The sequence below is a fragment of the Sphingomonas sp. GW821-FHT12D09 genome (assembly GCF_058807215.1).
In genome coordinates this window covers 1,446,085-1,470,301 of the sequence record NZ_JBXAQL010000001.1, presented here as the reverse complement: position 1 = coordinate 1,470,301, position 24,217 = coordinate 1,446,085, and the positions used below count along the sequence as shown (strand labels likewise).

The 24,217-nt window shown below is 67.6% G+C and carries 20 protein-coding genes; 8 read left to right on the top strand and 12 right to left on the bottom strand.

Annotation, left to right across the window (positions count from 1 at the left end; all coding sequences use genetic code 11):
- The first annotated feature begins 127 nt into the window (after positions 1–127).
- From AC1RPL_RS06550 to AC1RPL_RS06525, 6 genes are all read left to right on the top strand, one after another.
- On the top strand, positions 128–2,305 hold the full coding sequence (locus tag AC1RPL_RS06550; protein ID WP_493068445.1) for a S9 family peptidase: 2,178 nt from the start codon (positions 128–130) through the stop codon (positions 2,303–2,305).
- A 1-nt stretch (position 2,306) separates the two neighbouring features.
- A complete protein-coding gene (locus tag AC1RPL_RS06545) occupies positions 2,307–3,980 on the top strand; it encodes a DUF885 family protein (RefSeq protein WP_493068444.1) in 1,674 nt (557 codons plus the stop codon).
- Positions 3,981–3,994: 14 nt separating this feature from the next.
- Entirely contained in the window at positions 3,995–4,474 is a 480-nt protein-coding gene (locus AC1RPL_RS06540; RefSeq protein ID WP_493068443.1) for a DUF3830 family protein, read from the top strand.
- Positions 4,475–4,486: 12 nt separating this feature from the next.
- Positions 4,487–5,386, top strand: a complete 900-nt coding sequence (locus AC1RPL_RS06535) for a bile acid:sodium symporter family protein (protein ID WP_493068442.1) — start codon at positions 4,487–4,489, stop codon at positions 5,384–5,386.
- Positions 5,387–5,550: 164 nt separating this feature from the next.
- Positions 5,551–6,852 (top strand): NAD(P)/FAD-dependent oxidoreductase, encoded by a 1,302-nt coding sequence (locus AC1RPL_RS06530; RefSeq protein WP_493068441.1) that lies wholly within the window; start codon positions 5,551–5,553, stop codon positions 6,850–6,852.
- Between the two features lie 17 nt (positions 6,853–6,869).
- Positions 6,870–8,582 (top strand): DUF885 domain-containing protein, encoded by a 1,713-nt coding sequence (locus AC1RPL_RS06525; protein WP_493068440.1) that lies wholly within the window; start codon positions 6,870–6,872, stop codon positions 8,580–8,582.
- Between the two features lie 223 nt (positions 8,583–8,805).
- On the opposite strand, the gene AC1RPL_RS06520 is transcribed toward AC1RPL_RS06525, so the two are convergent.
- The 4 genes from AC1RPL_RS06520 to AC1RPL_RS06505 are packed head-to-tail and all read right to left on the bottom strand — an operon-like array spanning position 8,806 to position 15,016.
- Positions 8,806–10,239, bottom strand: a complete 1,434-nt coding sequence (locus AC1RPL_RS06520; protein ID WP_493068439.1) for an indolepyruvate oxidoreductase subunit beta family protein — start codon at positions 10,237–10,239, stop codon at positions 8,806–8,808.
- The gene (locus AC1RPL_RS06515) at positions 10,239–12,362 is read right to left on the bottom strand and encodes a thiamine pyrophosphate-dependent enzyme (RefSeq protein WP_493068438.1); all 2,124 of its coding nucleotides are present in this window, start codon (positions 12,360–12,362) and stop codon (positions 10,239–10,241) included. The genes AC1RPL_RS06520 and AC1RPL_RS06515 overlap by 1 nt, the downstream gene beginning before the upstream one ends.
- 4 nt (positions 12,363–12,366) lie before the next feature.
- Positions 12,367–13,146: a cyclase family protein gene (locus tag AC1RPL_RS06510; RefSeq protein WP_493068437.1), complete on the bottom strand. Its 780-nt coding sequence runs from the start codon at positions 13,144–13,146 to the stop codon at positions 12,367–12,369.
- A 28-nt stretch (positions 13,147–13,174) separates the two neighbouring features.
- Positions 13,175–15,016 carry a tetratricopeptide repeat protein gene (locus AC1RPL_RS06505; RefSeq protein WP_493068436.1) on the bottom strand — a complete coding sequence of 614 codons (1,842 nt, stop codon included), beginning with the start codon at positions 15,014–15,016 and terminating at the stop codon, positions 13,175–13,177.
- A 129-nt stretch (positions 15,017–15,145) separates the two neighbouring features.
- Here AC1RPL_RS06505 and AC1RPL_RS06500 point away from each other — a divergent pair, with 129 nt between their 5' ends.
- On the top strand, positions 15,146–16,543 hold the full coding sequence (locus AC1RPL_RS06500) for an amidohydrolase family protein (protein ID WP_493068435.1): 1,398 nt from the start codon (positions 15,146–15,148) through the stop codon (positions 16,541–16,543).
- Positions 16,544–16,618: 75 nt separating this feature from the next.
- Here AC1RPL_RS06500 and AC1RPL_RS06495 read toward each other — a convergent pair whose 3' ends face one another.
- Positions 16,619–17,092 carry a MarR family winged helix-turn-helix transcriptional regulator gene (locus AC1RPL_RS06495; protein ID WP_493068434.1) on the bottom strand — a complete coding sequence of 158 codons (474 nt, stop codon included), beginning with the start codon at positions 17,090–17,092 and terminating at the stop codon, positions 16,619–16,621.
- Between the two features lie 339 nt (positions 17,093–17,431).
- Between AC1RPL_RS06495 and AC1RPL_RS06490 the strand changes: the two genes are divergently transcribed.
- Positions 17,432–18,760, top strand: coding sequence for a M24 family metallopeptidase (locus tag AC1RPL_RS06490; RefSeq protein WP_493068433.1), 1,329 nt, complete (start codon positions 17,432–17,434; stop codon positions 18,758–18,760).
- Positions 18,761–18,993: 233 nt separating this feature from the next.
- On the opposite strand, the gene AC1RPL_RS06485 is transcribed toward AC1RPL_RS06490, so the two are convergent.
- The 7 genes from AC1RPL_RS06485 to AC1RPL_RS06455 are packed head-to-tail and all read right to left on the bottom strand — an operon-like array spanning position 18,994 to position 24,216.
- Entirely contained in the window at positions 18,994–20,169 is a 1,176-nt protein-coding gene (locus AC1RPL_RS06485) for an acyl-CoA dehydrogenase (RefSeq protein WP_493068432.1), read from the bottom strand.
- An 11-nt stretch (positions 20,170–20,180) separates the two neighbouring features.
- Complete coding sequence (locus AC1RPL_RS06480; protein WP_493068431.1) at positions 20,181–20,588, bottom strand: RidA family protein; 408 nt, start codon at positions 20,586–20,588, stop codon at positions 20,181–20,183.
- Positions 20,585–20,989: an acyl-CoA thioesterase gene (locus tag AC1RPL_RS06475; RefSeq protein ID WP_493068430.1), complete on the bottom strand. Its 405-nt coding sequence runs from the start codon at positions 20,987–20,989 to the stop codon at positions 20,585–20,587. The genes AC1RPL_RS06480 and AC1RPL_RS06475 overlap by 4 nt, the downstream gene beginning before the upstream one ends.
- The gene (locus tag AC1RPL_RS06470; RefSeq protein ID WP_493068429.1) at positions 20,989–22,155 is read right to left on the bottom strand and encodes an acyl-CoA dehydrogenase family protein; all 1,167 of its coding nucleotides are present in this window, start codon (positions 22,153–22,155) and stop codon (positions 20,989–20,991) included. Before AC1RPL_RS06470 ends, AC1RPL_RS06475 begins: the two co-directional genes overlap by 1 nt.
- A complete protein-coding gene (locus AC1RPL_RS06465) occupies positions 22,155–22,964 on the bottom strand; it encodes an enoyl-CoA hydratase family protein (RefSeq protein ID WP_493068428.1) in 810 nt (269 codons plus the stop codon). The genes AC1RPL_RS06470 and AC1RPL_RS06465 overlap by 1 nt, the downstream gene beginning before the upstream one ends.
- A 2-nt stretch (positions 22,965–22,966) precedes the next feature.
- Entirely contained in the window at positions 22,967–23,458 is a 492-nt protein-coding gene (locus AC1RPL_RS06460; RefSeq protein ID WP_493068427.1) for a MarR family winged helix-turn-helix transcriptional regulator, read from the bottom strand.
- Positions 23,455–24,216, bottom strand: a complete 762-nt coding sequence (locus AC1RPL_RS06455; RefSeq protein WP_493068426.1) for an SDR family NAD(P)-dependent oxidoreductase — start codon at positions 24,214–24,216, stop codon at positions 23,455–23,457. Before AC1RPL_RS06455 ends, AC1RPL_RS06460 begins: the two co-directional genes overlap by 4 nt.
- Between the last annotated feature and the right edge of the window lies 1 nt (position 24,217).

Sequence of the window (24,217 nt, the reverse complement as noted above, 5' to 3'; positions counted from 1 at the left end):
CCCGGCGGTGACGGATCCCCCGTCGCCGCCGGCATCCGGCTCCAGGGCCGGAAACACGATTGAGATTGAAGGTGCTGGGAAGATGATCAAGTTCAGCGTTTCCGTCCGTGCGATGTCGGCGGCTCTCATGATCGCATCCCTGGGCGCGGCCGCTCCCGCGCTCGCCCAGGACAAGTCCCAGGCCCCCGCCAAGGTGGCGGGCACCAGCTTCTCGATCGACGAGCTCTATCGCTACAAGAGCCTCGTGGGGCTCGATCCCCAGGGCTATAGCTGGGCGGCGGACGGCAGCGCCGTCCTCTTCCTATGGAACGACGAAGGCTATTCGTTCCGCGACATCTGGGCCTGGTCGCCCAGAACCGGCCAGAAGACCCGGCTGACCTTCCTCGGCAAGGAGTCCAAGCCCGAGGCCGAGGCGAAGGGCATCGGCCAGGCGGTGTTCCTCGATCACGGACGCGTCGCCTTCACGCTGGGCGGCCAGCTCCATATCCGCGACGCGGACGGCAAGATCGTCAAGGTCGAGGCCGGCAAGCGCGGCATCCGCAAGCTCACCGTGTCGCCGGACGGCAGCAAGCTCGCTTTCGTCTCGGCGGCCAGCGCCGCATCGCCCGTCGCGCCGGGCGGCCAGCTCTGGGTACGCGACGTCGCGGCGGGGGAGGGCGAAGTCGCCACCCGTCTTGTCGGCAGCGAAGACCCCAAAGTCTATATCGAAGACTATAAATGGGCCGATAGCGGCAAGGCGATCGCCTTCCAGCAGGCCGACGACCGGGCCATGCCCGAGCGCGACATCTATTACGACGCCAAGGGCAAGCTCCAGAACAATCGCGTGATCCGCGCCTTCCCGGGCGAGGAGACGACAAAGACCGTGATCGGCACGGTCGACCTCGCCACCGGCAAGGCGCGCCTGTTCGAGCGCCCGGAAGCCAAGGATGACGTGTGGGGCTTCGGCCTGTCGCATGACGGCAAGCGGCTGTTCGTCAGCGGCGCCGACATGGAGGCCAAGGAGCACAGCATCTATCTGTACGACGTCGCCAGCGGCGCGCGCGAGACCTTCTACCAACTGCGCGAGCCCAAGCATCTGCGCCCGGACTGGAAGGTCGAATGGGCGCCGGGCGACGACGGGCTGATCATCCTCACCGACCGCGATGGCTGGCTGCAGCTCTACCACCAGCGCAAGGCGGGCGAGACGCCGCGCCAGATCACCAGCGGCAAGTGGGAGATCGCTTCGTTCGAAGTCGATGCCAGGAACAAGCAGCTCTATTTCACCGCCAACAAGTCCGCGCTGCAGGACCGCCAGCTCTACCGCGTGGCCATGGCGGGCGGGAAGGTCGAGCAGCTCAGCGGCCCGGCCGGTGGCACGCATGAGCCGGTCTATTCGCCCGATTTCAGCAAGATCGCCGACTGGTACAGCAACGACGACATGCCGCCCGAGCTGTTCGTGATCGACACGGCGAAGCCGGGCAAGGCGGCGCAGGTCACCAAGTCGCCCCAGCCCGAATTCTACGGCCAGACCTGGGCGAAGACGCGCTACGTCCAGTTCCCCAGCCATATCGACGGGATGAACCTGCTCGGCCGGGTGAGCGTTCCCGCCAATTTCGATCCGAGCAAGAAATACCCGGTGATCGTCGGCTCGGTCTATTCGGATGCCGTGCACAACCAGTGGGGCGGCCGCCGCGCGCACCCGACCTGGGGGCTCGACCAGTATTTCGTCGCCCAGGGCTATATCGTCCTGACCGTCAACATCCGCGGATCCTGGGGCCAGGGGCGCGAACATAACCAGACCCAGTATGAGAGTTATGGCGAGACCGACATCAACGATCTCGAGAGCGGCGTCCGCTACCTGATCGGCCAGGGCTATGCCGATCCCAGGCGCATCGGCATCTGGGGTTCGAGCTATGGCGGGCTGATGACGATCATGTCGCTGTCGAAGAAGCCCGGCCTCTATGCCGCGGGCGTCGCCGGCGCGCCCGCCACCAATGTGTGGCACGCCTTCCCCGCCCAGATGTGGATCATGGGCCCGCCCGAGGGGCCGGACATGCCCAAGCGCTACGAGGCGCAATCGGCGCTCTACCAGGCGAAGGGGATCAAGGATCCGCTGATGATCATCCACGGCACCCGCGATTCCGTGGTGCTCTATTCGGACACGATGGCGCTGGCCGAGCAGATGATCCAGCGCGAGCAGATGTTCGAACTGGTGACGCTGCCGGGGGCCAACCACCCCTGGGACGCGGAGAACATTCCGCAGACCCGCTTCTCCTTCAAGAAGATGGTCGATTTCTTCGATCGCAACGTGAAGAACCGGAAATAACATGCTGCTGAGGGGCATCGCAGCTTTGATGACGGGCGCCACCTTGCTGGTGGCCCAGCCGGCGGCTGCCCAGCCGGCCGTCCAGCAGCTGGGCGCCGATTTCTGGGTCTGGCGCGGTACGACGCAGCCGGCGAGCAGCGACGACATTCCCCGCATCGTGCGCCCGGCAGGCTGGCTGCCCGACTGGTCGCCCGCTGGCGTCGCGGCGCAGCGCAAGCAGCTCGCCGCGTTCGAGGCGCGGTGGAAGGCGCTCGAGACGGCGCCGCGCAACATCAGCGAGAAGATCGATTACCGCCTCGTCGGATCGGCGCTGGCGCGCGTCCATTGGGAGATGGACCATATCGCCGCCTGGCGCCGCCAGCCGCATTTCTACACCGCCCAGGCGCTCAACCCGGTGTTCGAGCTGTTGCTGCCCAAGCCGCCGGTGTCGCGCGCCCGGCTGGAAGAAGTGATCCACCTGCTCGGCAACGCGCCGGCGGTGCTCGCTGCGGGACGCGTGAACCTGAACGACATGCGCGGGCCCTTCGTCGATGTGGCGCTAAGCCAGCTCGCCGAGGTGCCGGAGAGCCTGCGCGACATGGTCGCCGGGCTCGCACCCTATGCCGATGCCGGCCAGCGCAAGCGGCTGGGTGCGGCGGTGGACAAGGCGATCGCCGCCTTCGCCGGCTACACCGCCTTCCTGAAGTCGAAGCGCACCGGCCTGTCCGAACAGACTGCGGTCGGCCGCGAGAGCTATCTCTATTTCCTCGGCAATGTCGGAATCTATCCCTATTCGCCCGAGGGTCTGGTGGCGATGGGCCGCCAGGAATGGGCGCGCTCGGTGCTGTTCGAGACGCTCGAGCGCAACCGCAATGCCGGCCTGGCCGAGCTTCCCATCGGGCCCTCGATCGGGACAGTGACGGCGAAGCTGGATGCCGATGAACTGACGGTCCGCCGGTTCCTCACCGAGAAGAACCTGCTGACCGTTCCGGACTGGGTAGGCCATTACAGGGCACAGCCTTTTCCGGCCTATCTGGCGCCCATCGGCTGGCTGGGCCGTACCTTCGACTTCACCAGCATCGATCGGGTGGGGCAGGATGCGACCGTCTATCTCCCCGATCCCTCGCCCAAGCTCGGCTATTTCAATCTCTCGATCACCCGCGATCCGCGACCGATCATCGTCCATGAAGGCGTGCCCGGCCATTTCTTCCAGCTCAGCCTCAGCTGGCGGAATCCCGATCCGCTGCGCCGCCGCTATTATGACAGCGGCGCGAACGAAGGCACCGGCTTCTATGCCGAAGAGATGATGCTCCAGGCGGGCTTTTGGGCCGACGCGCCCAAGACGCGCGAGATCATCTACAATTTCGCACGATTGCGTGCCCTTCGGGTCGAAGTGGACGTGAAGCTGGCGCTAGGTGAATTCACCATCGCCCAGGCCGCCGATTATCTGGAGAAGACGGTCCCGATGGACCCGGCCACCGCGCACGAGGAAGCGACCTTCTTCGCCGCAGCGCCGGGCCAGGGGATCAGCTACCAGATCGGCAAGATGCAGACGACCGAGTTCCTCGCGGAAGCGCGCGTGCGCGAAGGCAAGTCCTTCGATCTCAAGCGCTTCCACGATTATCTCTGGACCAACGGCAATGTGCCGATCGCGCTGCAGAAGGAAGAATATCTGTCGATGGCGACGGGCAAATAGGGGGCATGCTTTCGATGGATCTGGTGCGTTTCACGGAGCCGAACTCGGGACTGTCGGCACGCTGCCGCCTGCTTCCCGAAGCGGCGCCGCAGTCCTGTAACTTCCTGCGCGATCTCGCCACGCGCCGCGCCTCGTTCGAGGCGATGCACGCGATCTGGACCGGGCCGGAGATTTCGGTACCGATGCCCTCGGCCGCACTGCCGCAGGGCATGGCCCAGCCGGCGATCCCGGCCGAGAACGCAACCTCTTACCCAGGTGCGGGCGACATCGTGCTCGCCTATCTGGCTGCAGGCAGCACCCAGGGCCTGCCGCCCGGCCCCTTCTACGACATCGGCATCTTCTACGGCGCCGGCGGGCGGCTGCTGATGCCGTTCGGCTGGATCCAGGCCAATGTCTGCGCGCGCATTCTCGATGAGGACCTCGAGAAGGCCGTGGCAGATTGCCGGGCCATCCGCCGCGCCGGCGCCTGCACCATCACCGTTGAACCGGCCTGAGGGGGAGCGGACATGACCTATGCCGATCTGATGTCCGTCCTGGGGCACTGGGTGCTGCCCGGCTCGCTGATAGCGATCATGGCCTCGATGGGCCTGTCGCTCACCGCCGAGGATTTCCGCCAGGTGTTCCGCAACAAGCGCGCGCTGATCTTCGGCGTCTGCTCGATGCTGGTCGTCCCGCCCGTCATCGGCCTGACGCTGGCGATCACCGTTGCGCCCACCCCGGCGCTCGCGGTCGGCTTCGTCCTGCTCGCGACCACGCCGGGCGGCATGCTTTCCAACCTGTTCACCGACATGGCCAAGGGCGATCTCGCGCTGTCGATGTCGATGACGCTGCTGCTCAGCATGCTCTACATCCTGCTGGTGCCCTTCTACGCGCATTTCGCGCTCGCCCATTTCATGGGGCTGCAGGCCGATGTGAAGGTGCCGCTCGGCGGGTTCTTCTGGGACATCTTCTCGATAACCGTGCTCCCCGCCGCCGCCGGCTTCACCCTGCGCGCGCTGCGCCCGGGCTTCGCGATCGCCTTCAAGAAGTATCTCAAGAACATCGCGATGGTCGTGCTGTTCACGGCCTTTGGCATGATCCTGTTCGATCAGGTGCCGGTGCTGCGCGAGAATCTGGGCGCGCTGTTCTGGATCACCGTGGCGCTCAACCTGATCATGGTCTGCGTGGTGATGACGATCGTGCGCTTCGCCGGCTTCACCCGCCGCGAGAACATCGCGATCGGGATCGAGCATCTGATGCGCCAGGAGGGCACGGCGATCTTCATCGCGGTGAGCATCGTCGGCAATAACGAGATGTCGCTGCCGATGATCATGAACACGCCGGTGGCACTCTGCTTCGTGCTGGCCTTCGTCACGCTTGCGCGCCGCTCGGAGCGCGGCGGGAGTGCCGTGCCCGCCGCCGCCTGACCGTTTCGAGAACACCCGCCCTTCGAGGGCGCACAGACACCGCTCCTTCGAGGAGCGCACAAGAGAGTTCGAAAGTACATGCAAACGTCCCGTATCGCGGACGTCGCGGGGGTGCTCATGCCCTTCGCGCCGGCCCCCAGCTTCACCCTCGTGACGGAGCGGTGATGCAGCACCAGCCCATTCCCCGCCGCGAAGGCGAGGGGCCGTCGACCGCACCGGTATGGGTCGCCACCGCGGCGCCAGGGCCCCGGCTCGCCCCGCTCGGCGCCGAGATCGAGGCGGACGTGCTCGTGATCGGCGGCGGCATCGCCGGCATGACGACCGCGCTCCACTTGGCCGAGGCCGGCGTCGATGCAGTGCTGCTCGAGGCGGGCCAGCCCGGCGACCAGGCAACCGGCTGGAGCGGCGGCCTGATCGCGCCCGACTATATCCGCCATACGCCTGAGACGATCGGGCCGGTGCTCGGCCGCCAGCGCGGCGAGCGGCTGACCCGGATGATCGGGGGCTCGGCCCAGGCGGTGTTCGACCTGGTCGCGCGCCACGGGATCGATTGCGACGCGCGCCAGGACGGCTTCTTCACGCCTGCGCACAATGAAGGCCTGGCGCAGCATCAGCGCGGCTATGCCAGTCAATGGCAGTCGCGCGGCTATGACGTGCGCTTCATCGAGGCGCGCGAGGCCCGCGAATTGTTCGGCGTCGATCGCTATTGCGGCGCGCTGCGCTTCGGCGACGGCGGCAGCCTCAACCCGCTCGGCTATGTCCGCGGCATCGCCCACGCAGCGATCAAGCAGGGCGCGCGGCTGTTCAGCGAAAGCCCGGTCGAGGCGCTGGTGCGCGACGGCGGCCGCTGGATCGCCCGCACCCCCGCCGGCGCAGTGTCGGCGCGGCGCGTGGTGCTGGCGGCGAATGGCGGCAATGCGAAGCTGCACCCCGCGCTCAAGCGCACGGTGCTGCCGCTCCATGTCGTCCAGTTCGCCACCGCGCCGCTCGAAGCCGAGCAGCGCGCGACGATCCTGCCCGAGGGCGGCGCCTTCACCGACAAGGCGCCCTATCTCTTCACTGCGCGGCTGGATGCGCAGGGGCATCTGATCTCGGCCTTCCCGATGTCGTTCCTGCTACGCGGCGGCAAGGCGCATCTGCGCGAGGCGCAGCGCCGGCTGAAGCAGCATTTCGCGGCGATGCCCGATCCACGGATCGACTATATCTGGGAGGGGCTGGCCCAGGTGAACTCGTCCTTCCTCCCCGAACTCTACGACCTTGGTGACGGCGCGCTGGCGATCCAGGCGGACAATGGCCGCGGCATCGGCATCAACACCCAGCTCGGCATCGAAGTCGCCGCCGCGATCGCCACGAACAGCCGCGAGCCGCTCTCGGTGACGCCGCGCACGCCGCATCCTATCCGGCTCCACGCCGGTGCCACGCTGCTGCCCAAGCTGCTGATGACGATGGCCTGGCTTTCCAACTAGACCCGGGGAGGGGTGCAATGATCCGCGTTCTGCGACTGTTGTTGTTGCCCATCGGCGCCGCGTTGCTGCTCGGTGCCGGCTCCCCGGACCTCGATGCGCTGATCGCGCGGTACGAGCATTTCTCGGAGCGCTTCCCGATGGAAGCGGGCCGTTCCGATCCTTCCACTTCGCGCGAAGGCTGGCCGGACGAAACGCCCGGCGGCATGGCCGCGCGCAAGGCCGAGCTGGCAAGGATCGACAAGGCGCTCGCTTCGGTCCCGGGTGTCACGCTGGCAGGCGAGGACCGGGTCAACCGCGACTTCCTGCGCCAGATCATCGGCTGGCGGGTCGAGGGGATCGGCTTCGACGAGCGCCGCTTCGCCTTCGTCGCGCATGAGGGCTTCTACAACACGCCCTATTACGCGGCACGCGACGTCGAAGTGCGCAGCGATGCGGACGGCCGCGCCTGGATCGCCCGCCTGCACGGCGTCCCTGCCTATTTCACCGAGCAGCGTGCCAATCTGGAGCGCGGCATCGCCACCGGCTGGACCCAGCCGGCGCGGGTGGTCGACGTCGCGGTGGCCGTGCTGCGCAAGCAGATCGCGCGCCCGGTTGGCGAAGACCCGCTGCTGGAGCCGCTCAAGGGACGGGACGCTCTGGTCGCCGAAGCGGGCGCGGTGATCGAGCGCGAGATCCGCCCGGCCCAGCGTGCCGCCCTGGCCTATATCGACGGGCGCTACCGGGCGCATGCCCGCAAGGGGCTCGGCATCGCCACGGTTCCGGGCGGGCGTGCATACTACGACTTCCTGTTGCGCTACTACACGACCACCGATCTCACCGCCGAGCAGATCCACACGACGGGCCTGTCCGAGGTGAAGCGCATCCGCGGCGAGATGGACAAGGTGATCGCGGAAAGCGGCTTCAAGGGCAGCTTCGCCGAGTGGCTACGCTACCTTCGCACCGATCCGCGCTTCTATGCGACAAGCCGCGAGGAGTTGATCGAGAAATACGCCGCCGCCGCCAAGCGCATCGACGGCGTGCTCCCGCGCTGGTTCGGCACGCTGCCCCGCCAGCCCTTCACGATCGAGCCCGTGCCGCTCGACTTGGAGGAAGGCTATACCACCGCGCGCTCGGGCGAAGGCGACTTCTCCAACGGCTTTCCGGGCCGCTTCATCGTCAACACGTCGCATCTCGACCAGCGGCCGCTCTACGAAGTGCCGGCCCTGACGTTGCACGAGGCGGCGCCGGGGCATCACACCCATGCCGCGTTCGCGCAGGAACATCCCGAATGGCCGAGCTTCCGCCGCGAGCGCGACCTGCTCGCCTTTCGCGAAGGCTGGGCGCTCTATTCCGAGCGGCTGGGGCACGAGATGGGCGTCTACCGCGATCCCTATGAGGCGTTCGGCAGCCTCTCCAACGAGATGTGGCGCGCCTGCCGGATGGTGGTCGACACCGGCATCCATGTCATGGGCTGGAGCTATGAGCAGGCGCGCGCGTGCTTCACCGAGAATACCGCGCTGGCCGACATCAACATCGACACCGAACTGGCCCGATATATCGGCGCGCCGGGCGGGGCGGTGGCCTACAAGGTCGGCGAGCTCAAGATCATCGAGCTGCGCCGCCGCGCCGAGGCTGCGCTGGGCACCCGTTTCGACATCCGCGCCTTTCACGACCTGATCCTCGGACAGGGCCAGCTGCCGATGACGATGCTCGATGCGGTGGTGGATCGCTGGATCGCTGCGCGAAAGTAACGCATCGGCGGGAAAGTTCCCCTCCCTGCAAGGGAGGGGTTAGGGGTGGGTTGGAAAAGGTCGGGCTCGATGCCCGGCCTTTTCTTTTGTCACCATCGGCTGACTGGGCTCGCTGCGCTCGCAACCCACCCCCGACCCCTCCCTTGCAGGGAGGGGAGTAGAAGAGGGTCTGCGGCTGAATGTCGATATGGCCCGGCCCTCTTCCGCTCACGGGAGAGGTGTTTCACGACGCCAGCGCCTCCTCCAGCGCAGCGCCTTCCTCGTCCGCCAGCGCCGCTTCCCGCAACCGCCGCAGCCCGGCTGCATCGAGGCTGCCCGCCCGGTAGCGATCGACGATCCGCTCGTAATTGCCCAGGCCACGCGCGAACGTCTCGCCATAGCCCTTGATCAGCCGCTGGCACTTGGCCAGTTCGATCGCGGCCTCGGGATCGGCCGCGCGGATCAGCGCCAGCCAGTCCTCGATCCGCGCCTGCTCGACCTGGTAGCGTAGCGTGCCCCGCCGCCAGCGCCGCCAGCCGGCGAGCAGCGAGAGCATCAGGAACCAGCGGAGACTCGTGGTCTCGACATGCCGCCCCTTGGCGAAGAACGGTTCCAGCCGGCGGGACCAGCGCTGGCTGGCGAGCAGCCGCCGGCCGATCCCGGCGGGCAGCGTCTCGCAGACCTCCTCGAGTCGGGGGTGCATATACTCGGTCAGCTGGACGATCTGGTCGTCCTTCGCCTTCACTTCGCCCCGCACGCGGGAAAAACGCGAGGCGCGGACCTTGAGATCGGCGACGCGGATCGTGTCCTCGTACGACATCCACAGCGCAAGGTGGCGGGCGGTCTCGGCGATCAGCTCGGGGGAATTGTGCAGGCTTTCGAGCCGGTCGAGATAGAGCGCGGCATAGGCGGCATCCTGATAGTCCATCAGCCGCTTAACGCCCTCGGTTGCAAAGCCATGCGCTTCGGTCGGCAGATGTTCGCGGATGCGCGCGGCAAAGGCGCGGCCCGTGTCGGTGGTCGGTTCGGCAACGCCGATCGCGGGTTCCGCTTCGATCAACGCGCCCTGTGCTGCGTCGAAGCCCACTGCGAAGCCCCGCAAGCTGGCTTCCACGCCCTTGCCACCGGCGCGGATCGCCACTTCGAACGCGTCACGCGGGAAGGGCAGCGCGCCGCTTCCGGCCAGCGCGCCGAACATCACCGAGCTGATCACCGTGCCGGCGCGTTCGGACGCGGCTTCCATGTCGAAGCCGATGAAGCGCCTGGAGCGCTCGTTCGCTGCGGTGACGATCCGTTCGCTGCTCGCGCGCCCGTCGCCCATCGCGGACTTTTCGGAGATGGCATAGACGCGGTGGGTCGATCCGATCAGCACCGTGTCCTTCGACACGAACCCGCGCAGGATCGCGCGGCCGGTCTCCATCAGCTCGGACGCGACGACGACATCGACGTCGCCCGGGATCGGGGTAAGCGCCAGCACCGGCAGCACAGGGCCGCCGGCCGGGATCATCTCGATATAGTAGATCGTGGCGCCCGTGCGCTGCGCCACGCCCGGCACCGACGTGCCCTGCGCGACATAGCCGTTCCGCTCCCCGAGCTGGACGATCCAGTCGGCCAGCACGCCGCCGCCCTGGCCGCCCAGGCCGAGCACGGCGATGGTAATGCGGTCACGGCCGGGCATCAAAAGGCCCTCGCGGCGATGGCGCGGGCCGAGCGCTTCTGGAGCGCGCCGATCGCCCAGCCGCGGATGCGCTGGCGGAGGCGGTCGCGGCGGTCGGGATTGGCGATAATATGGGCCTTGTAGAAGGAGGGGCAGAGCACCGCGGCGTGGCTCACCTCGCCGCACACGCCGCAGCCGACGCAGCTGTTCTCGACATGCGCGATAGGGTCCTGGCGCAGTGGATCGGGGTTGGGCTTGATCGTGAGCGAGGGGCAACCGGACAGGCGGATGCAGCTATGGTCGCCGGTGCACGTGTCGGGATCGACGCCGAAGCGTTCGCGCACCACGCGCTGGCCCGACTTGAGCGCCTTGGCGACCTGCGGCTTGAGCCGGCGCTGGCGGTTGAGCTGGCATTCGGATTGGGCGACGAGGACCTTGGGGCCTTTCTCCTGGCTGGTCAGCGCCTCCATGATCGCGTCGCGCATGCCGGTAACGTCATAGGTCCGCGTCATCGTCCGTGCCCAGCCGATGCCGATGCCGCGCACCGCCTTCTCGATCGGATTGTTGGTCTTGCGGCCCGGCGGCCTGGCGCGCGAGGAGAGGATGTCCTGGCCCCCCGTGGCGGCCGAATAGCCATTGTCGACGATGATCGTCAGGTTGTCGTCCTGGTTGAAGACCGCGTTGCCGATGCCCGAGGTCAGGCCGTTATGCCAGAAGCCGCCATCGCCCATGATCGCGATCGCCCGCTTGTCGCGCGCCTTGAAGGCGGAGGCGCCGGCGGTGCCCAGGCCATAGCCCATCGTGGTGTTGCCGATATGGAACGGCGGCAGGATCGAGAAGAGGTGGCAGCCGATATCGGCGGAGACGTGGAAGGCGCCGAGCTCCTTCTGGACCAGCTTCATCGCCGAGAAGATCGGCCGCTCCGGGCAGCCGGTGCAGAAGCCGGCCGGGCGCTGCGGCACGGCGCTGGGGGGCAGGGCAGGGACGGGCTGGGTTTCCTCCGCCGGCGCCCGCTCCGGCGCATGCGCGCGCAGGAACTTGGCCACGCCGTCGCGGATCACCGCGCCGCCATATTCCCCGGCGCGCGGCAGCACTTCCTTGCCGATGACCCGCGTGTCGAGCCCGGCGCGGCGGACCAGTGTGTTCAGCTCATGCTCGATGAACTCGGGCTGGCCTTCCTCGAGCACCAGCACCGCGCGCTTGTCGGCACAGAAGGCGGCGACTTCGTCGGGGATCAGCGGATAGGTGACGTTGAGGACGTAGATCGGCAGCGCGGCGTTGCCATAGGCATCGGACAGGCCGAGCAGCTCGAGCGCGCGGTTGAGCGAGTTGAACAGCCCGCCCTGGACGATGATCCCGATCTCGTCCGCCTCGGTGCCGAAATGCTCGTTGAGCTTCTGTTCCTGGACGAAGCGGATCGCGGCGGGCCAGCGCTGCTCGATCTTCTCGACCTCGTGGAGGAAATTGGCCGGCGGCAGCACGATCCGGTCGGTATCGCGCACCGGCGCCTCGGCGGCCTCGCCGACGGTCAGGCGCGGGCGCTGGTTGTCGCGCGCGACGAAGCTGCCGGTGACGTGGCAGGCCCGCACGCGCAGCTCGAGCATCACCGGCGTGTTCGAGGCTTCGGACAGCTCGAATCCCTTCTCGACCATATCCACGATCATCGGCAGGCTTGGCCGCGGATCGAGCAGCCACATCTGCGACTTCATCGCGAATGCATGCGTGCGCTCCTGCATTATCGAGGAGCCTTCGCCATAATCCTCGCCCAGGATGATCAGTGCCCCGCCGGTCACCCCGCCCGACGCGACGTTGGACAGGGCGTCGGAAGCGACATTGGTGCCGACCACCGATTTCCAAGCGACCGCGCCGCGCAGGGGGTAGTTGACTGAGGCGGCCAACATCGCCGCCGCCGTCGCCTCGCTCGCCGAGCTTTCGAAATGGACGCCGAGTTCGCCCATCAGTTCGTTCGCATCGGCGAAAACGTCCATCAGATGGCTGATCGGCGAGCCCTGATAGCCGCCAACATAGGCCACGCCTGCCTGGAGCAGTGCCTTGGTGACGGCCAGGATGCCCTCGCCGTGGAAGACTTCGCCGTCTCCCAGTCGCAGTTGCTCGACTTCTGCCTTGAACGAACGCTCGGCCATAGGTTCAGCCTGCGACCAGCGCGAGGACGCGCAAGGGGCTGCCCGAGCCGCCCTTGATCTTGAGCGGCGTCGCCAGGATCACGCTGCCGGTCGGCGGAAGCTGGTCGAGATTCTCGAGGCACTGCAGGCCGTAGCGTCCCGCGGCGTGGAACAGCGTGTGCGCCGGATAGGCGGGAGTGAGCAGGTGCGCCTGGCCGGCATCGGTGCCGATCGTCTCGACGCCGAGCCCGTGGGCATCGCGCGCGTCGATAAGGAACTGGACCGCCTCGGCCGAGGGCCCGGGAGTGTGTGCGCCGTCCTCGCGACGGTTGGTATACGCATCGACGTCGCGCTTCGACCAGTCGGTGCGCAGCAGGATCCAGCTGCGCGGCGGGATGCGGCCATGCTCGGCCTCCCATGCCTCGATATCCGCCACGGTGAGCAGATAGTCGGGGTTCTCCGCCGACCGGGCAGAGATGTCTATCACCACGGCGGGCGCGATGAAGTCGGCAGGCGGCACGGTATCGACCGCGTTGTTGGGCAGGTCCTTGCCGGTGATCCAGTGGATCGGCGCGTCGAAATGCGTGCCGGTATGCTCGCTGACGGTGAAGTTGTTCCAGTACCAGGCGACGCCGCGCTCGTCATAGCGCGATATCTCCTCCTGGCTGAACCCGGCGCACTGGCCGAACTCGGGCGGCAAGACGAGGGTGGGGGTATCGGGCGACAGCGTCTGGGTAAGGTCGATCGTGCGGATCGCGCCCGATGCGATGCCGGTGGCGAAAAGCTGAAGAATCTGGTCGGTCATAGGGTCCTCCCTGAGGTGCACGCGCCGGTCATGCCGGCACGATGTCGAAGGCGATGGTGGTGCGGTGGCCGGCATCCTCGAACGGCACCGTCCCGTGGTAGAAATAGGAGGGGAACAGCACGAGCAGTCCTGGCTCGGGCCGGACCATGCGGCTGATCCGCTCGCGCTCCCCGAGGCGCAGCCCGGTCTCGCCGAACTTGAGCCAGCCCTGCCGGCCGTGATCGACCGCGGTGGGCAGGGCGACATAATAGCAGGCGCTGATCCAGCCCTCGGGATGGACGTGGTTCTCATGGAAGCCGGCGCTGCGCAGGCGCACCGACCAGGAGCCCGAAAAGGCGAAGTGCCCGGTGTTGCGGGCCAGGAAGGGATGCGCCGGGTCGGCGGGCAGCTCGGCGAGCCAGCTTCGGACCCGCGCCTCGATCATCGCGCGGACCGCGGCGATCATCGTGTCGGGCAGGGCGAACAGGTCGTCGCTGGTCTGGGTGCCGCCGCGCAGCGTCTGCTCGAGCGGGTGTCGGCGGTCGCGGTGGAGCGGGGTGAGCGCGGCATCGAGCCGGGCGTTGAAGCCAGCCACATCGCCGTCCGGCGGCGTGAGCAGGCTCGCCGAGACGAGGCGCTCGACGTCATTCAGCCAGGTTTCGCGCGGATCGCCGGTGAAACGCCAGGCCAGGCCCTGCAACGCCAGCCCCTGCTGGTCGAACGGATGGGCGGCGAGCAGCGGTTCGAGTTGGGCTAGCGCCTCGACGGGGCGATCGAGGATGATCCGCGCCCGGGCGGCCTCGCGCATGGCGGGTGCGAAGCCAGGCGCCGCGTCGAACTGGGTGAGCGCCGCATCGGGCTCGCCCAGCGACCAGCGGGCGCGGCCGAGCTGGTGGCGCAGCTCCGGCCCGGCATCATCCGCGTGCGGCGCGAGCAAAGCGGCGGCACCGGCGGCGTCCCGGGCCAGCAGCAGCCGGTCGGCAAGGTCGCAGAGCAGGCCCTCATCCTGCGGATGGTCGGCGAGCGCGGTGCGATAGCTGGTAAGCCAGGCCGCGCTGCGCCCCTGCCGCCATAGCAGCCCGTTCAGCGATTGATGCGCCGCGCGATCCGTGGGGCGCAGTTCGATCGCCCGCTCATAGGCAAGGATGGCATCCCCGATCCGGCCGAGATCCTGCAGGCAATGGCCGAGCGCATAGGCGATCTCCGGGCTCGCCGGATCACCCTTGCCCGCGCGGGCCAGCAGCTGCAGGGCCTCGTCCGGCCAGCCGGCCAGCCGCAGCGCCACGCCGAGATTGTGCAGCGTCGGGACATGGTCCGGCCGCAGCGCGAGTGCAGTGCGGAACGCGGCGATCGCATGGTCGATCTCGCCAGTCTCGCGCCGCGCCTGGCCGAGCGTGGCCCAGGCGCGGGCATTGCGCGGATCGCGGCGCAGCAGGGGTGCGAGCGTCTCGCAGGCGCCCGGCGCGTCGCCGGCGGCGAGCAAGGCGATCGCCAGGTTCACCCGGGCCTCGTCATAGGCCGGGGCCAGCCGTAGCGCCTCGCGATAGGCCTGCACTGCGCCGGCGGGGTCGCCCAGATCGGCGAGCCCGTTGCCGAGATTGTTATGGACATGCGGCTGGGCGGGGTTGGCAGCGAGAGAGCGGCGGAAAAAACCCATCGCTTCTTCGTTCCGGCCGGCCCGGCGTGCGATCATGCCGAGCAGCTGGAGCGCATCGGGGTTCTCGGGGACGAGATCGAGGATGCGCAGCAATATGGTCTCGGCCGGACCGGCTTGCCCTCCACGGGCCAGTGCCATCGCGTGCTGGAGCGCCTCGCCGAGTTCGCCCGCGCCAAGGCCCTGTTGACCCGCCGGCAGAGATGCCGGGCCTCCCTCTAGCCGTGTCTGCTTCATCGAGCACGATTCCCCTGGCCGCCCCGTCCCAAGAGGGCAACCGTGACAGAAAGGTTGCAAATGCCTCTTGTCTCGTCAAGAGAATCACGCTTTAAATCATATGTAATTGGGAATAATAAGGGTCGCGACATGATCGGATCGGGGACGGATACGCGCTTTCGGAAGCGGCTGCTGCAGGGCGCGGCGATCTCGGCAGCGCTGCTGATGGGCGCGCTGACGCCGCATCTCGCCCACGCCCAGCGCGCCATCCCCGAGACGACCGACGACGTTCGCCGCGTGCCGATCCCGCCGATCGATCGCAGCCATGAGCCGATCGTGGTGCTCACCGGCGGCACCCTGCTCGACGGGCGCGGCGGGGCGCCGATCCTGAATTCGGTCGTGGTGCTCCAGGGTGATCGGATCGTCGCCGCCGGGTCGGCCGGCACGCCGGTGCCGGCCAATGCGACGCGCACGATCGATGTCTCGGGGCTTTGGATCCTGCCCGGCCTGATCGACCTCCACATCCATTTCACCCAGCAGCGCGGCACAGACATGGGCCGCTATTCGGACAGCCCGGCCGCCGCGGCGATCCGCGGCACGATCCTTGCCGACCAGATGGTAACCGCCGGCATCACCGCCGCACGCGATGTCGGCACGACCGATGATGTCGCGCTGCGCATCAAGGAAGCGGTCGATCGCGGCATGATCCGCGGTCCCCGCGTGATGTGGAGCGGCAAGCTGCTCGCCAGCACGGGCGGGCACGGCGACGAAGTGACCTCCACCGCCACGGGGCGCGAAAAGCCCAATCTCGGTGGCGATCCGCATGGCGTCGATGGTCCCTGGGAGTGGCGCAAGGCAGTGCGCGAGCAGGTCCGCCGTCTCGCCGACTGGATCAAGATCAGTGCGCCCGCGGACAAGGAAGAGCTCGCCGCGGCGATCGACGAGGCGCATTCGCTCGGCGTTCCGGTCGCGATCGACAGCTATGGCAAGTACACCGACTGGGCGATCGAAGCGGGCGTCGACACGCTCGAGCATCCGCTGCTGCTCAGTGACCAGGCCGTGTCGCTGATGAAGAAGCACGGCACGGCGTTCGTGCCGACGATCGGCGCCTTCGACAATCTGCTCGACGGCGGATACCCGACCGCGGGCATCCCCAGCGGCGGATTCTACTATACCCATTCGCGCCGCTTCGTGATCAACCAGCAGGACCATCTCAAGCGCGTGAACGAGGCGTATCGCGCCGGCGTGCCGATCGGGGTGGGAACCGACATCCCGTTCGAGAATGAATGGCGCTATCCCGACGCCTATTTCCGCGAGCTCGACTATCTCCACCAGGCCGGCATGACCAATGCCGATGTCCTCGCCTCCGCTACCAGCGTCGGCGCGAAGATCATGCGCATGGGCGACAAGCTGGGCACGATCGAGCCGGGCAAGATCGCCGACCTGCTGATCGTCGGCGCCAACCCGATCGATTCGCTGAAGAACCTGCGCGACGTCCGCTACGTCATCGCCGACGGCAAGGTCGTGGTGGACGGCAAGCCCCGATAAGCGCGCGTCACCTATCGTCCCTCGGGTGACGCCGCGCGGGAGGACCCGGCTCGAGCGATCGAGCCGGGTTTCTTCTCATTCGATGGGCAGCTTGCTCAGGTTCGCGCTGATCTTCTGCAGCGTGCGCAGCAGGTGCGCGATGTCGCGGTCGCTCACGCCGTCCATCGCGCGGCTGAACTGGCGGCCGACGATCGGGGTGAGCTTGCGCAAGGTCTGCTGGCCGGCCGGGGTCAGCGTCACTTCGGTGATGCGGTTGTCCTCGGGGTTCGGCTCGGTGGTGACGAGGCCCTGCTCGACCATCCGGTCGATGATCCGGCTGATCGTCGAGCGCTTGGTCAGCGCCGCCTCGGCGATCGCGCCGATGCTGGCCGGCTGGCGTTCGCGCAGCACCGTCATCACGCGGTAGATCGGCTTGGACACGCCATGCTTGTGCAGCACGATGTCCATGTCCTCGTGATATTTGAAATCGGCATGCGCCATCAGGTAGAATGGCGAGTTTTCCAGGCGGAAAGTGGAGCTGCTTGGGTCATAGACAGTGCGATTGTCCATCAGGTCCTCTGCCGTTCTTGCCGCATTCTTAATTGCGCTAGTCGCCATGTTTCCCTCAATCATTCCCCAGGATCAAGACGTTGCGCCGGGCCGGACGGCTTGGGGCAGGCGACTTAGCCGAAAACATGTGCTTTTACACCTATTAATCGACCCGCGTGCCTGATCTCGACGCCGTGGCGCTATCCTCGCCTGAGTTCGGGCCTCGATTCGAGGCGCCTCGGTGCCGGAGGCCCCTAGCCGCTCGGATAGCGAAATATCAACGAAAAATCGCGTGATTATCGTTTCATTTCGGATGCGGTTCTGCCAGCTTCCGAGGGTGAAAATCATGGGAGAACAGCCTTGTCCTCGAAACGTCTGAGCCGGCTCGGCCTGTCGCTCGTCATCCTGCCGTTGATGGCGGCACTGCCCGCCCAGGGCCAGGAGGCGAAGCGGCGCTGGGACCAGATGTGCCAGATCCGCAAGGACAAGCTCGACCTGATCCTGCCCGAAGCGATGCGCGAGAACCGCATCGACATGTGGATCGTCGCCTCGCGCGAGGGACATGACGATCCCAATGCCGCGCTGCTCGGCGGCGGTTATGTCGGCGATGTCGGCTATTATGTCTTCACCGATCGCACCGGCAGCGGGCGGATCGAGCGGGCGGCGATGGGTATCGGCGGCGCCCTGTTCGACCAGTGCCCGCTTTACGACCTGAAGCTCTCGCCGGCGGAACTGCGCAAGTTCGTCGAGGCGCGCGATCCGAAGCGGATCGGCATCGATGTCGCCACCGAGATCGGCACCGCCGACGGGCTCAGCCAGTCGCTGCACGCCAAGCTGGTCGAGGCGCTGGGGCCGGCGCTTGCCGGGCGGCTGGTCCCGGCCGAAAAGCTGGTCTCCTATTTCCGCGCCCGCCACAGCGTCAACGAGATCGCCGCATTCGCCAAGACCGGGGAATATTCGCGCACCATCCTGGAGCGGGCGCTGTCGAACGAAGTGATCGTGCCGGGCCACACCACCACCGGCGACGTCGCCTGGTGGATGATGGAGCAGCTCCACGAGGAAGGGCTGGGCAACAGCTTCGGGCTGCCGAGCGTCTACATCCTCGGCCCCGGCGAGCGCGGCCACGTCTCGGGCGATCATGTGATCCAGCCGGGCGACCTGATCACGGTCGACTGGGGTGTGAACTATCTCTTCTATTACACCGACATGAAGCGCATGGCCTATGTGCTCAAGCCCGGTGAGAACGCAGCCCCGGCCGGCGTCCAGCGCGCCTATGACAAGGCGCAGGACGTCCGCCGGATGATCCTCGAGGTCATCCGCCCGGGCGTCACCGCCGGCGACGCGCTCGCCACGGTCAACAAGCGGGTGGCGGAGACGCCGGGGCTGGTGCTCGGCCGCTATGACGATCCGAGCAAGGACCTGAAGGTCTCGGACGTGGTGATCGGCAGCCATTCGGTGGGCGATTGGGGCCATGGCTCGGGCCCGTCGATCGCCGACTTCAATCCCTTGCGCATGACCTATACGCTGCGTGCGAGCAATTTCCTGTCGATCGAATCCTTTCTCTACACGGTGGTGCCCGAATGGGGGGCTCACAAGATCAAGATTCCGCTCGAGGACAATGGCGTGGTCACCGAGCGCGGCTTCGAATGGGCCTACCCACCCAACAGCCGGATCCTGCTGGTGAAGTAGGCTTGCAATGTAGGATTTCGCCTGCTGCACTCGGGCGGCCGGGTCTCAAGGTCCCGGCCGCTCTTTGCGTTGTTGGAAAGATAGGATCTTCCGCGCGCAGGAATGTTGCGAGATGCGGCGCACTTGCGGGAATTGTGTCAACGCAAGCGGCTGCCAAGTCGACCACTGGCGTGACCTTGGTGACTTCCACGAGTCGGCGCCCGGCTCGCTGTTGGAAGCGGGCCGGGCCGAACTCAGAAGGCGGCGATCCCGGTGATCGCGCGGCCCAGGATCAAGGCGTGGATGTCGTGCGTGCCCTCATAGGTGTTGACCGTCTCGAGGTTCATCAGGTGGCGCATCACCTGGAACTCGCCCGAAATGCCGTTGCCGCCGTGCATGTCGCGGGCGGCCCGGGCGATATCGAGCGCCTTGCCGCAATTGTTGCGCTTGACGATTGAGATCATCTCCGGCGCGAACTGGCCGGCATCGATCAGCCGCCCGATGCGCAACGAGGCCTGCAGGCCGAGCGCGATCTCGGTCTCCATGTCCGCCAGCTTCTTCTGGAAGAGCTGCGTGGCGGCGAGCGGGCGACCGAACTGGTGGCGGTCGAGGCCGTATTGCCGCGCGGCGTGGAAGCAGAATTCGGCGGCGCCGAGCGCACCCCAGCTGATCCCGTAGCGCGCGCGGTTGAGGCAGGAGAAGGGGCCCTTGAGCCCTTCCACGTCCGGGAGCAGCGCGTCCTCGCCCACTTCGACATCGTCGAGCTGGATCATCCCGGTGATCGAGGCGCGCAGGCTCAGCTTGCCTTCGATCTTGGGCGCCGAGAGCCCGGCCATGCCCTTTTCGAGCACGAAGCCGCGGATCGCGCCGCCATGCGCATCGGACTTTGCCCAGACCACGAAGACATCGGCGATCGGGGCATTGGAGATCCAGGTCTTGGCGCCGTTCAGCCGGTAGCCGCCATCGATCTTCGTCGCGCGGGTGCGCATGCCGCCGGGATCGGAGCCGGCATCGGGCTCGGTCAGGCCGAAGCAGCCGATCCACTCGCCGCTCGCCAGCTTGGGCAGATAGCGCAGCCGCTGCGCCTCCGATCCGAAGGCGTGGATCGGATACATGACCAGGCTCGACTGGACGCTCATCATCGAGCGATAGCCCGAATCGACGCGCTCCACTTCGCGCGCGATCAACCCGTATGCGACATAGGAGGCGCCGACGCCGCCATAGGCTTCCGGCACGGTCGGGCCGAGCAGGCCGAGCGCGCCCATCTCGCGGAAGATCTCGGGATCGGTGGTTTCCTTGTCGAACGCCTCGATCACCCGCGGCGCGAGCTGCGCCTGCGCATAGTCGCGCGCGGTGTCGCGGATCATCCGCTCCTCGTCCTCCAGCTGCGCGTCGAGCAGCAGGGGATCGGCCCAGTCGAATTTCTGCATTTCAGGGTTCCTCAGGCGGTGGTGGGGACGACCGCGATCGTCTCGATCTCGACCTTGGCTTCGGCTTCGACCAGCGCGGCGACTTCGACCACGGCCATCGCCGGATAGTTGCGCCCGATCAGCTCGCGATAGGCGGCGCCGATCTCGGCAATCTCGGCGAGATACTCGTCGCGGCTGGTGATGTACCAGGTCATCCGCACGATATGCTCGGGGCCTGCACCCCCCTCGGCGAGGATCGCCAGCGTGTTGACCAGCACCTGGCGGAACTGGCCGGAGAGACCGGAAGCGACGAAGGTTTCCGCTTCGTCCCAGCCGACCACGCCGGCGGTGAACACCATCCGGCCGCTGGCGGAAATGCCGTTGGCATAGCCGCGCGGGCGCTTCCAGCCGGGGGGCAACAGGCTTTGGTGAGCGGTCATTGGCATTCCATTTCAAGGCGTTGGCGATATTCGGACGGCCAGGGCTGCGACGTGCCGCCGGCAAGCTCGATCAGTACTTGGGTGAGGCGGACCGAGTAGCGCGGCGCGCCTTTGCAGGTCACCTCGACTTCGAGATCGATCGAGCTGTTGCCCACCCGGGTGAGCTTCACGGCGAAGTCGAGCTGGTCGCCCAGCTTGCTCGGCGCGGCGAAGGTGGCGGCGAGGCTGACCGTGGGCAGGCCGAGGCCGTGACCCATGTGCATGGCTCTCCGGTCGTCGCCCAGCACCGCCGGGGTCCAATCCTCCACCGCGGCATCGCACAGCTCGAGGCAGCGCGGATAATAGGCGATGCCCGCAGGGTCGCAATGCGCGAAGCGCAGGGGGTAGGTGACGCGGAACATCAGCCTGCGCTCTGGGCGAGATGCTGGCGGGCGATGACGATCTTCTGCACTTCCGACGCGCCCTCATAGATGCGCAGCGCGCGCACCTCGCGGTACAGCGCCTCGACCGGCGCGCCGACGGTGACGCCCAGGCCGCCGAAGATCTGCACCGCCTTGTCGATCACCTGCTGGGCGCTGTCGGTGGCGTGGAGCTTGGCGAGCGCCGCTTCGCGCGTGTTGCGCTGGCCCTGCACGTCGCGCAGCCAGCCAGCGCGGTATATGAGCAGCGCCGAGGTATCGATATCGAGCACCATCTCGGCGAGCTTGGACTGGGTCACCGGATTGTCGGCAAGCGTGCCGTCGCCCAGCTTGCGGGTGCGAGCGCGCGCTGTCGCCTCGTCGAGCGCCCGGCGGGCGAAGCCGAGCGCCGCCGCGCCCACCGTGGTGCGGAAGATGTCGAGCGTCGCCATCGCCGCCGCAAAGCCGCGCCCGGGCTCGCCGAGCAGCGCATCCGCGGGCAGCGCCATGTCGGCGAACTCCAGCGTGGCGAGCGGGTGGGAAGCGATGACCTCGATCCGCTCGGTGATGCTCAGCCCTGCCGTGTCGGCATCGACGAGAAAGGCGGAGATGCCCTTGGCCCCCGGCGCCTCGCCGGTGCGGGCGAACAGGACATAATAATCGGCGATGCCGCCGTTCGAGATATAGGTCTTGGCGCCGTTGATCCGCCAGCCGTCACCAACCCGCTCGGCCAGCGTTTCCATCGAGGCGACGTCGGAGCCCGAGCCCGGCTCGGTGAGCGCAAAGGCGGCGATCTTCTCGCCGCGCGCCACCGCCGGGAGATAGGCGGCCTTCTGCGCGTCGGTGCCGAACAGCGAGATCGTACCCGAACCCAGCCCCTGCATCGCAAAGGCGAAGTCGGCCAGCCCCGAATGGCGCGCCAGCGTCTCGCGGATCAGCGCGAGCGAGCGAATGTCGAGCGTCTCGTGCACGCCGCCCCAGGCCGCCGGCACGCAATAGCGCAGCCAGCCGCCATCGCCGAGCGCGCGGACCAACTGGCGGCACTCAGCATCGACGTCCGTGCCGTGGTGATCGGAGAGATTGACGGCGCACCAGGCCTCCAGCTCGGCGGCTAGCGCGCGGTGGCCGTCATCGAGGAAGGGCCAGTCGAGGAAGCTGCGGTCGGCCATCAGTCGCCCTCGAACACCGGCGTGCGCTTCTCGGCAAAGGCTTCGAAGGCGCGGCGGAAATCCTTGGTCACCATGCAGATCGCCTGGGCCTGCGCCTCCATCTCGATCGCGGTTTCCACGCTCACCGCCCATTCCACATTGAGCTGGGTCTTGGTGATGCCGTGCGCGAAGGTCGGGCCGGCGGCGATGCTGCGGGCCAGCGCATGGGCTTCGTCCAGCAGCGCATCGGCGGGCACCAGCCGGTTGTGGAAGCCCCAGCGCTCGCCTTCCTCGGCGCCCAGCATCCGGCCGGTATAGAGCAGGTCGGCGGCGCGGCCCTGGCCGATGATCCGCGGCAGGATCGCGCAGGCGCCCATGTCGCAGCCGGCAAGGCCAACACGCGTGAACAGGAAGGCGGTCTTGGCTGCGGGGGTGGCGAGGCGCAGGTCCGATGCCATCGCCATGATCGCGCCGGCGCCGACGCAGATTCCGTCGATCGCCGCGACGATCGGCTGCGGGCAGGCGCGCATCGCCTTGACCAAGTCGCCGGTCATCCGGGTGAAGGTAAGCAACTCGGGCATCGCCATCTCGGTGAGCGGCCCGATAATCTCATGAACGTCGCCGCCCGAGGAGAAATTGCCGCCCGCGCCGGTGAGCACCACTGCCTTCACCTGCGGCGCATAGGCGAGCGCGCGGAAGGCATCGCGCAGCTCGGCATAGCTTTCGAAGGTGAGCGGATTCTTCCGCTCGGGGCGGTTGAGCGTGACGGTCGCCACCCCGTCGGCAAACGCCCAGCCGAAATGCACCGGCGCGAAACTCGTCGGATCCATCGTCATTCCTTTCCGCCATCGGCCGCGAGTGAGTCCTTGAGCACGCCCAGCAGCTGGTGGAGCTGGACGCGCTCGTCGCGGCCCAGCCCGGCCAGCATCGCGTCGATCCATTGATGATGCGCCTCGGCCAGCCCGGCGAAGCACTCGCGCCCGAGCTGGCTGAGCCGCACGATCGAGGATCGCCCATCAGTGGGCGAGGGCGCCAGGCTCACATAGCGATCGCGGACCAGCGCCTGGACGACGCCGGTGACATTGCCGTTCGAGACGAGCAGCGCCTGGGAAAGCTGGCCCATCGTCATCCCCTCGGGGTGCCGGTCGAGCGCCGCCATCACGTCGAAGCGGGGCAGGGTGATGTCATATTGGTCGGCAAAGCCGCGCTTGAGGCGCTTCTCGATCACCGTGGTGCAAGTGAGCAGGCGCAGCCACAGCCGTACGCTGCCGCGATCGTCGAGCGCGCCGTCATGCTTCTCGCGGATCGAGGCTGCCCCGGTCACATCGCTTCTCCGCCGGCGATAGGAATCGCCTGTCCGGTCACCGATCCGCTGCCGGGCAGGCAGAGCCACACGGCGGCCTCGGCCACTTCCTCGGGCGAGATCAGCCGCTTCTGCGGGTTGTGTCGAGTGAGCTCGGCCAGCGCCTCGGCCTCGCTGCGCCCGGTGCGGCTCGTGATCGTCTCGATCGCCTTCGCTACGATATCGGTATCGGTGAAGCCGGGGCAGAGCGCATTGGCGGTGAGTGGCGTCGTGGCGAACTCGGCGGCGAGCGCGCGCATCAGCCCGATCGCGCCATGCTTCGAGGCGACATAGGGCGCGGTATAGCCATAGCCCTTGAGCCCCGCGGTCGAGGCCACGGTGACGATCCGTCCCGCAGGCGCCGCGAGCAGATCGGACAGCGCCGCCTGGCAGCAATCGAACAGCGCGTCGAGATTGGTCGCCATCGTTGCGCGCCAGGCTTCGGCGGTCACCTTGGCGAAGGGTGCGCTGCGGGCGATGCCGGCATTGTTGACCAGGATGCCGATCGGCCCGTGCGCCGCGCGGGCGGCGGCGAAGGCGGTGTCGATCGAGGCGCGGTCGGTCACGTCGGCGGGCAGGGCGATCGCGCCGGGGATCGTCGCGGCGACGGCCTCGATCGGTTCGATCCGGCGGCCGACCAAGGTCAGCCGGGCGCCTTCGGCGGCCAGTGCCCTCGCTATCGCCGCGCCAATGCCCGATCCGCCGCCGGTGACGACCGCGTGGATGTCCTTCAGGCGCATG

Coding starts and splice junctions, on each gene's coding strand:
- AC1RPL_RS06540 (WP_493068443.1), top strand. CDS start 3,995: ATGGATCTGGTGCGTTTCACGGAGCCGAACTCGGGACTGTCGGCACGC.
- AC1RPL_RS06455 (WP_493068426.1), bottom strand. CDS start 24,216: ATGCGCCTGAAGGACATCCACGCGGTCGTCACCGGCGGCGGATCGGGC.
- AC1RPL_RS06465 (WP_493068428.1), bottom strand. CDS start 22,964: ATGGATCCGACGAGTTTCGCGCCGGTGCATTTCGGCTGGGCGTTTGCC.
- AC1RPL_RS06530 (WP_493068441.1), top strand. CDS start 5,551: ATGCAGCACCAGCCCATTCCCCGCCGCGAAGGCGAGGGGCCGTCGACC.
- AC1RPL_RS06515 (WP_493068438.1), bottom strand. CDS start 12,362: ATGGCCGAGCGTTCGTTCAAGGCAGAAGTCGAGCAACTGCGACTGGGA.
- AC1RPL_RS06510 (WP_493068437.1), bottom strand. CDS start 13,146: ATGACCGACCAGATTCTTCAGCTTTTCGCCACCGGCATCGCATCGGGC.
- AC1RPL_RS06525 (WP_493068440.1), top strand. CDS start 6,870: ATGATCCGCGTTCTGCGACTGTTGTTGTTGCCCATCGGCGCCGCGTTG.
- AC1RPL_RS06475 (WP_493068430.1), bottom strand. CDS start 20,989: ATGTTCCGCGTCACCTACCCCCTGCGCTTCGCGCATTGCGACCCTGCG.
- AC1RPL_RS06535 (WP_493068442.1), top strand. CDS start 4,487: ATGACCTATGCCGATCTGATGTCCGTCCTGGGGCACTGGGTGCTGCCC.
- AC1RPL_RS06485 (WP_493068432.1), bottom strand. CDS start 20,169: ATGCAGAAATTCGACTGGGCCGATCCCCTGCTGCTCGACGCGCAGCTG.
- AC1RPL_RS06495 (WP_493068434.1), bottom strand. CDS start 17,092: ATGGACAATCGCACTGTCTATGACCCAAGCAGCTCCACTTTCCGCCTG.
- AC1RPL_RS06480 (WP_493068431.1), bottom strand. CDS start 20,588: ATGACCGCTCACCAAAGCCTGTTGCCCCCCGGCTGGAAGCGCCCGCGC.
- AC1RPL_RS06505 (WP_493068436.1), bottom strand. CDS start 15,016: ATGAAGCAGACACGGCTAGAGGGAGGCCCGGCATCTCTGCCGGCGGGT.
- AC1RPL_RS06500 (WP_493068435.1), top strand. CDS start 15,146: ATGATCGGATCGGGGACGGATACGCGCTTTCGGAAGCGGCTGCTGCAG.
- AC1RPL_RS06550 (WP_493068445.1), top strand. CDS start 128: ATGATCGCATCCCTGGGCGCGGCCGCTCCCGCGCTCGCCCAGGACAAG.
- AC1RPL_RS06545 (WP_493068444.1), top strand. CDS start 2,307: ATGCTGCTGAGGGGCATCGCAGCTTTGATGACGGGCGCCACCTTGCTG.
- AC1RPL_RS06470 (WP_493068429.1), bottom strand. CDS start 22,155: ATGGCCGACCGCAGCTTCCTCGACTGGCCCTTCCTCGATGACGGCCAC.
- AC1RPL_RS06520 (WP_493068439.1), bottom strand. CDS start 10,239: ATGCCCGGCCGTGACCGCATTACCATCGCCGTGCTCGGCCTGGGCGGC.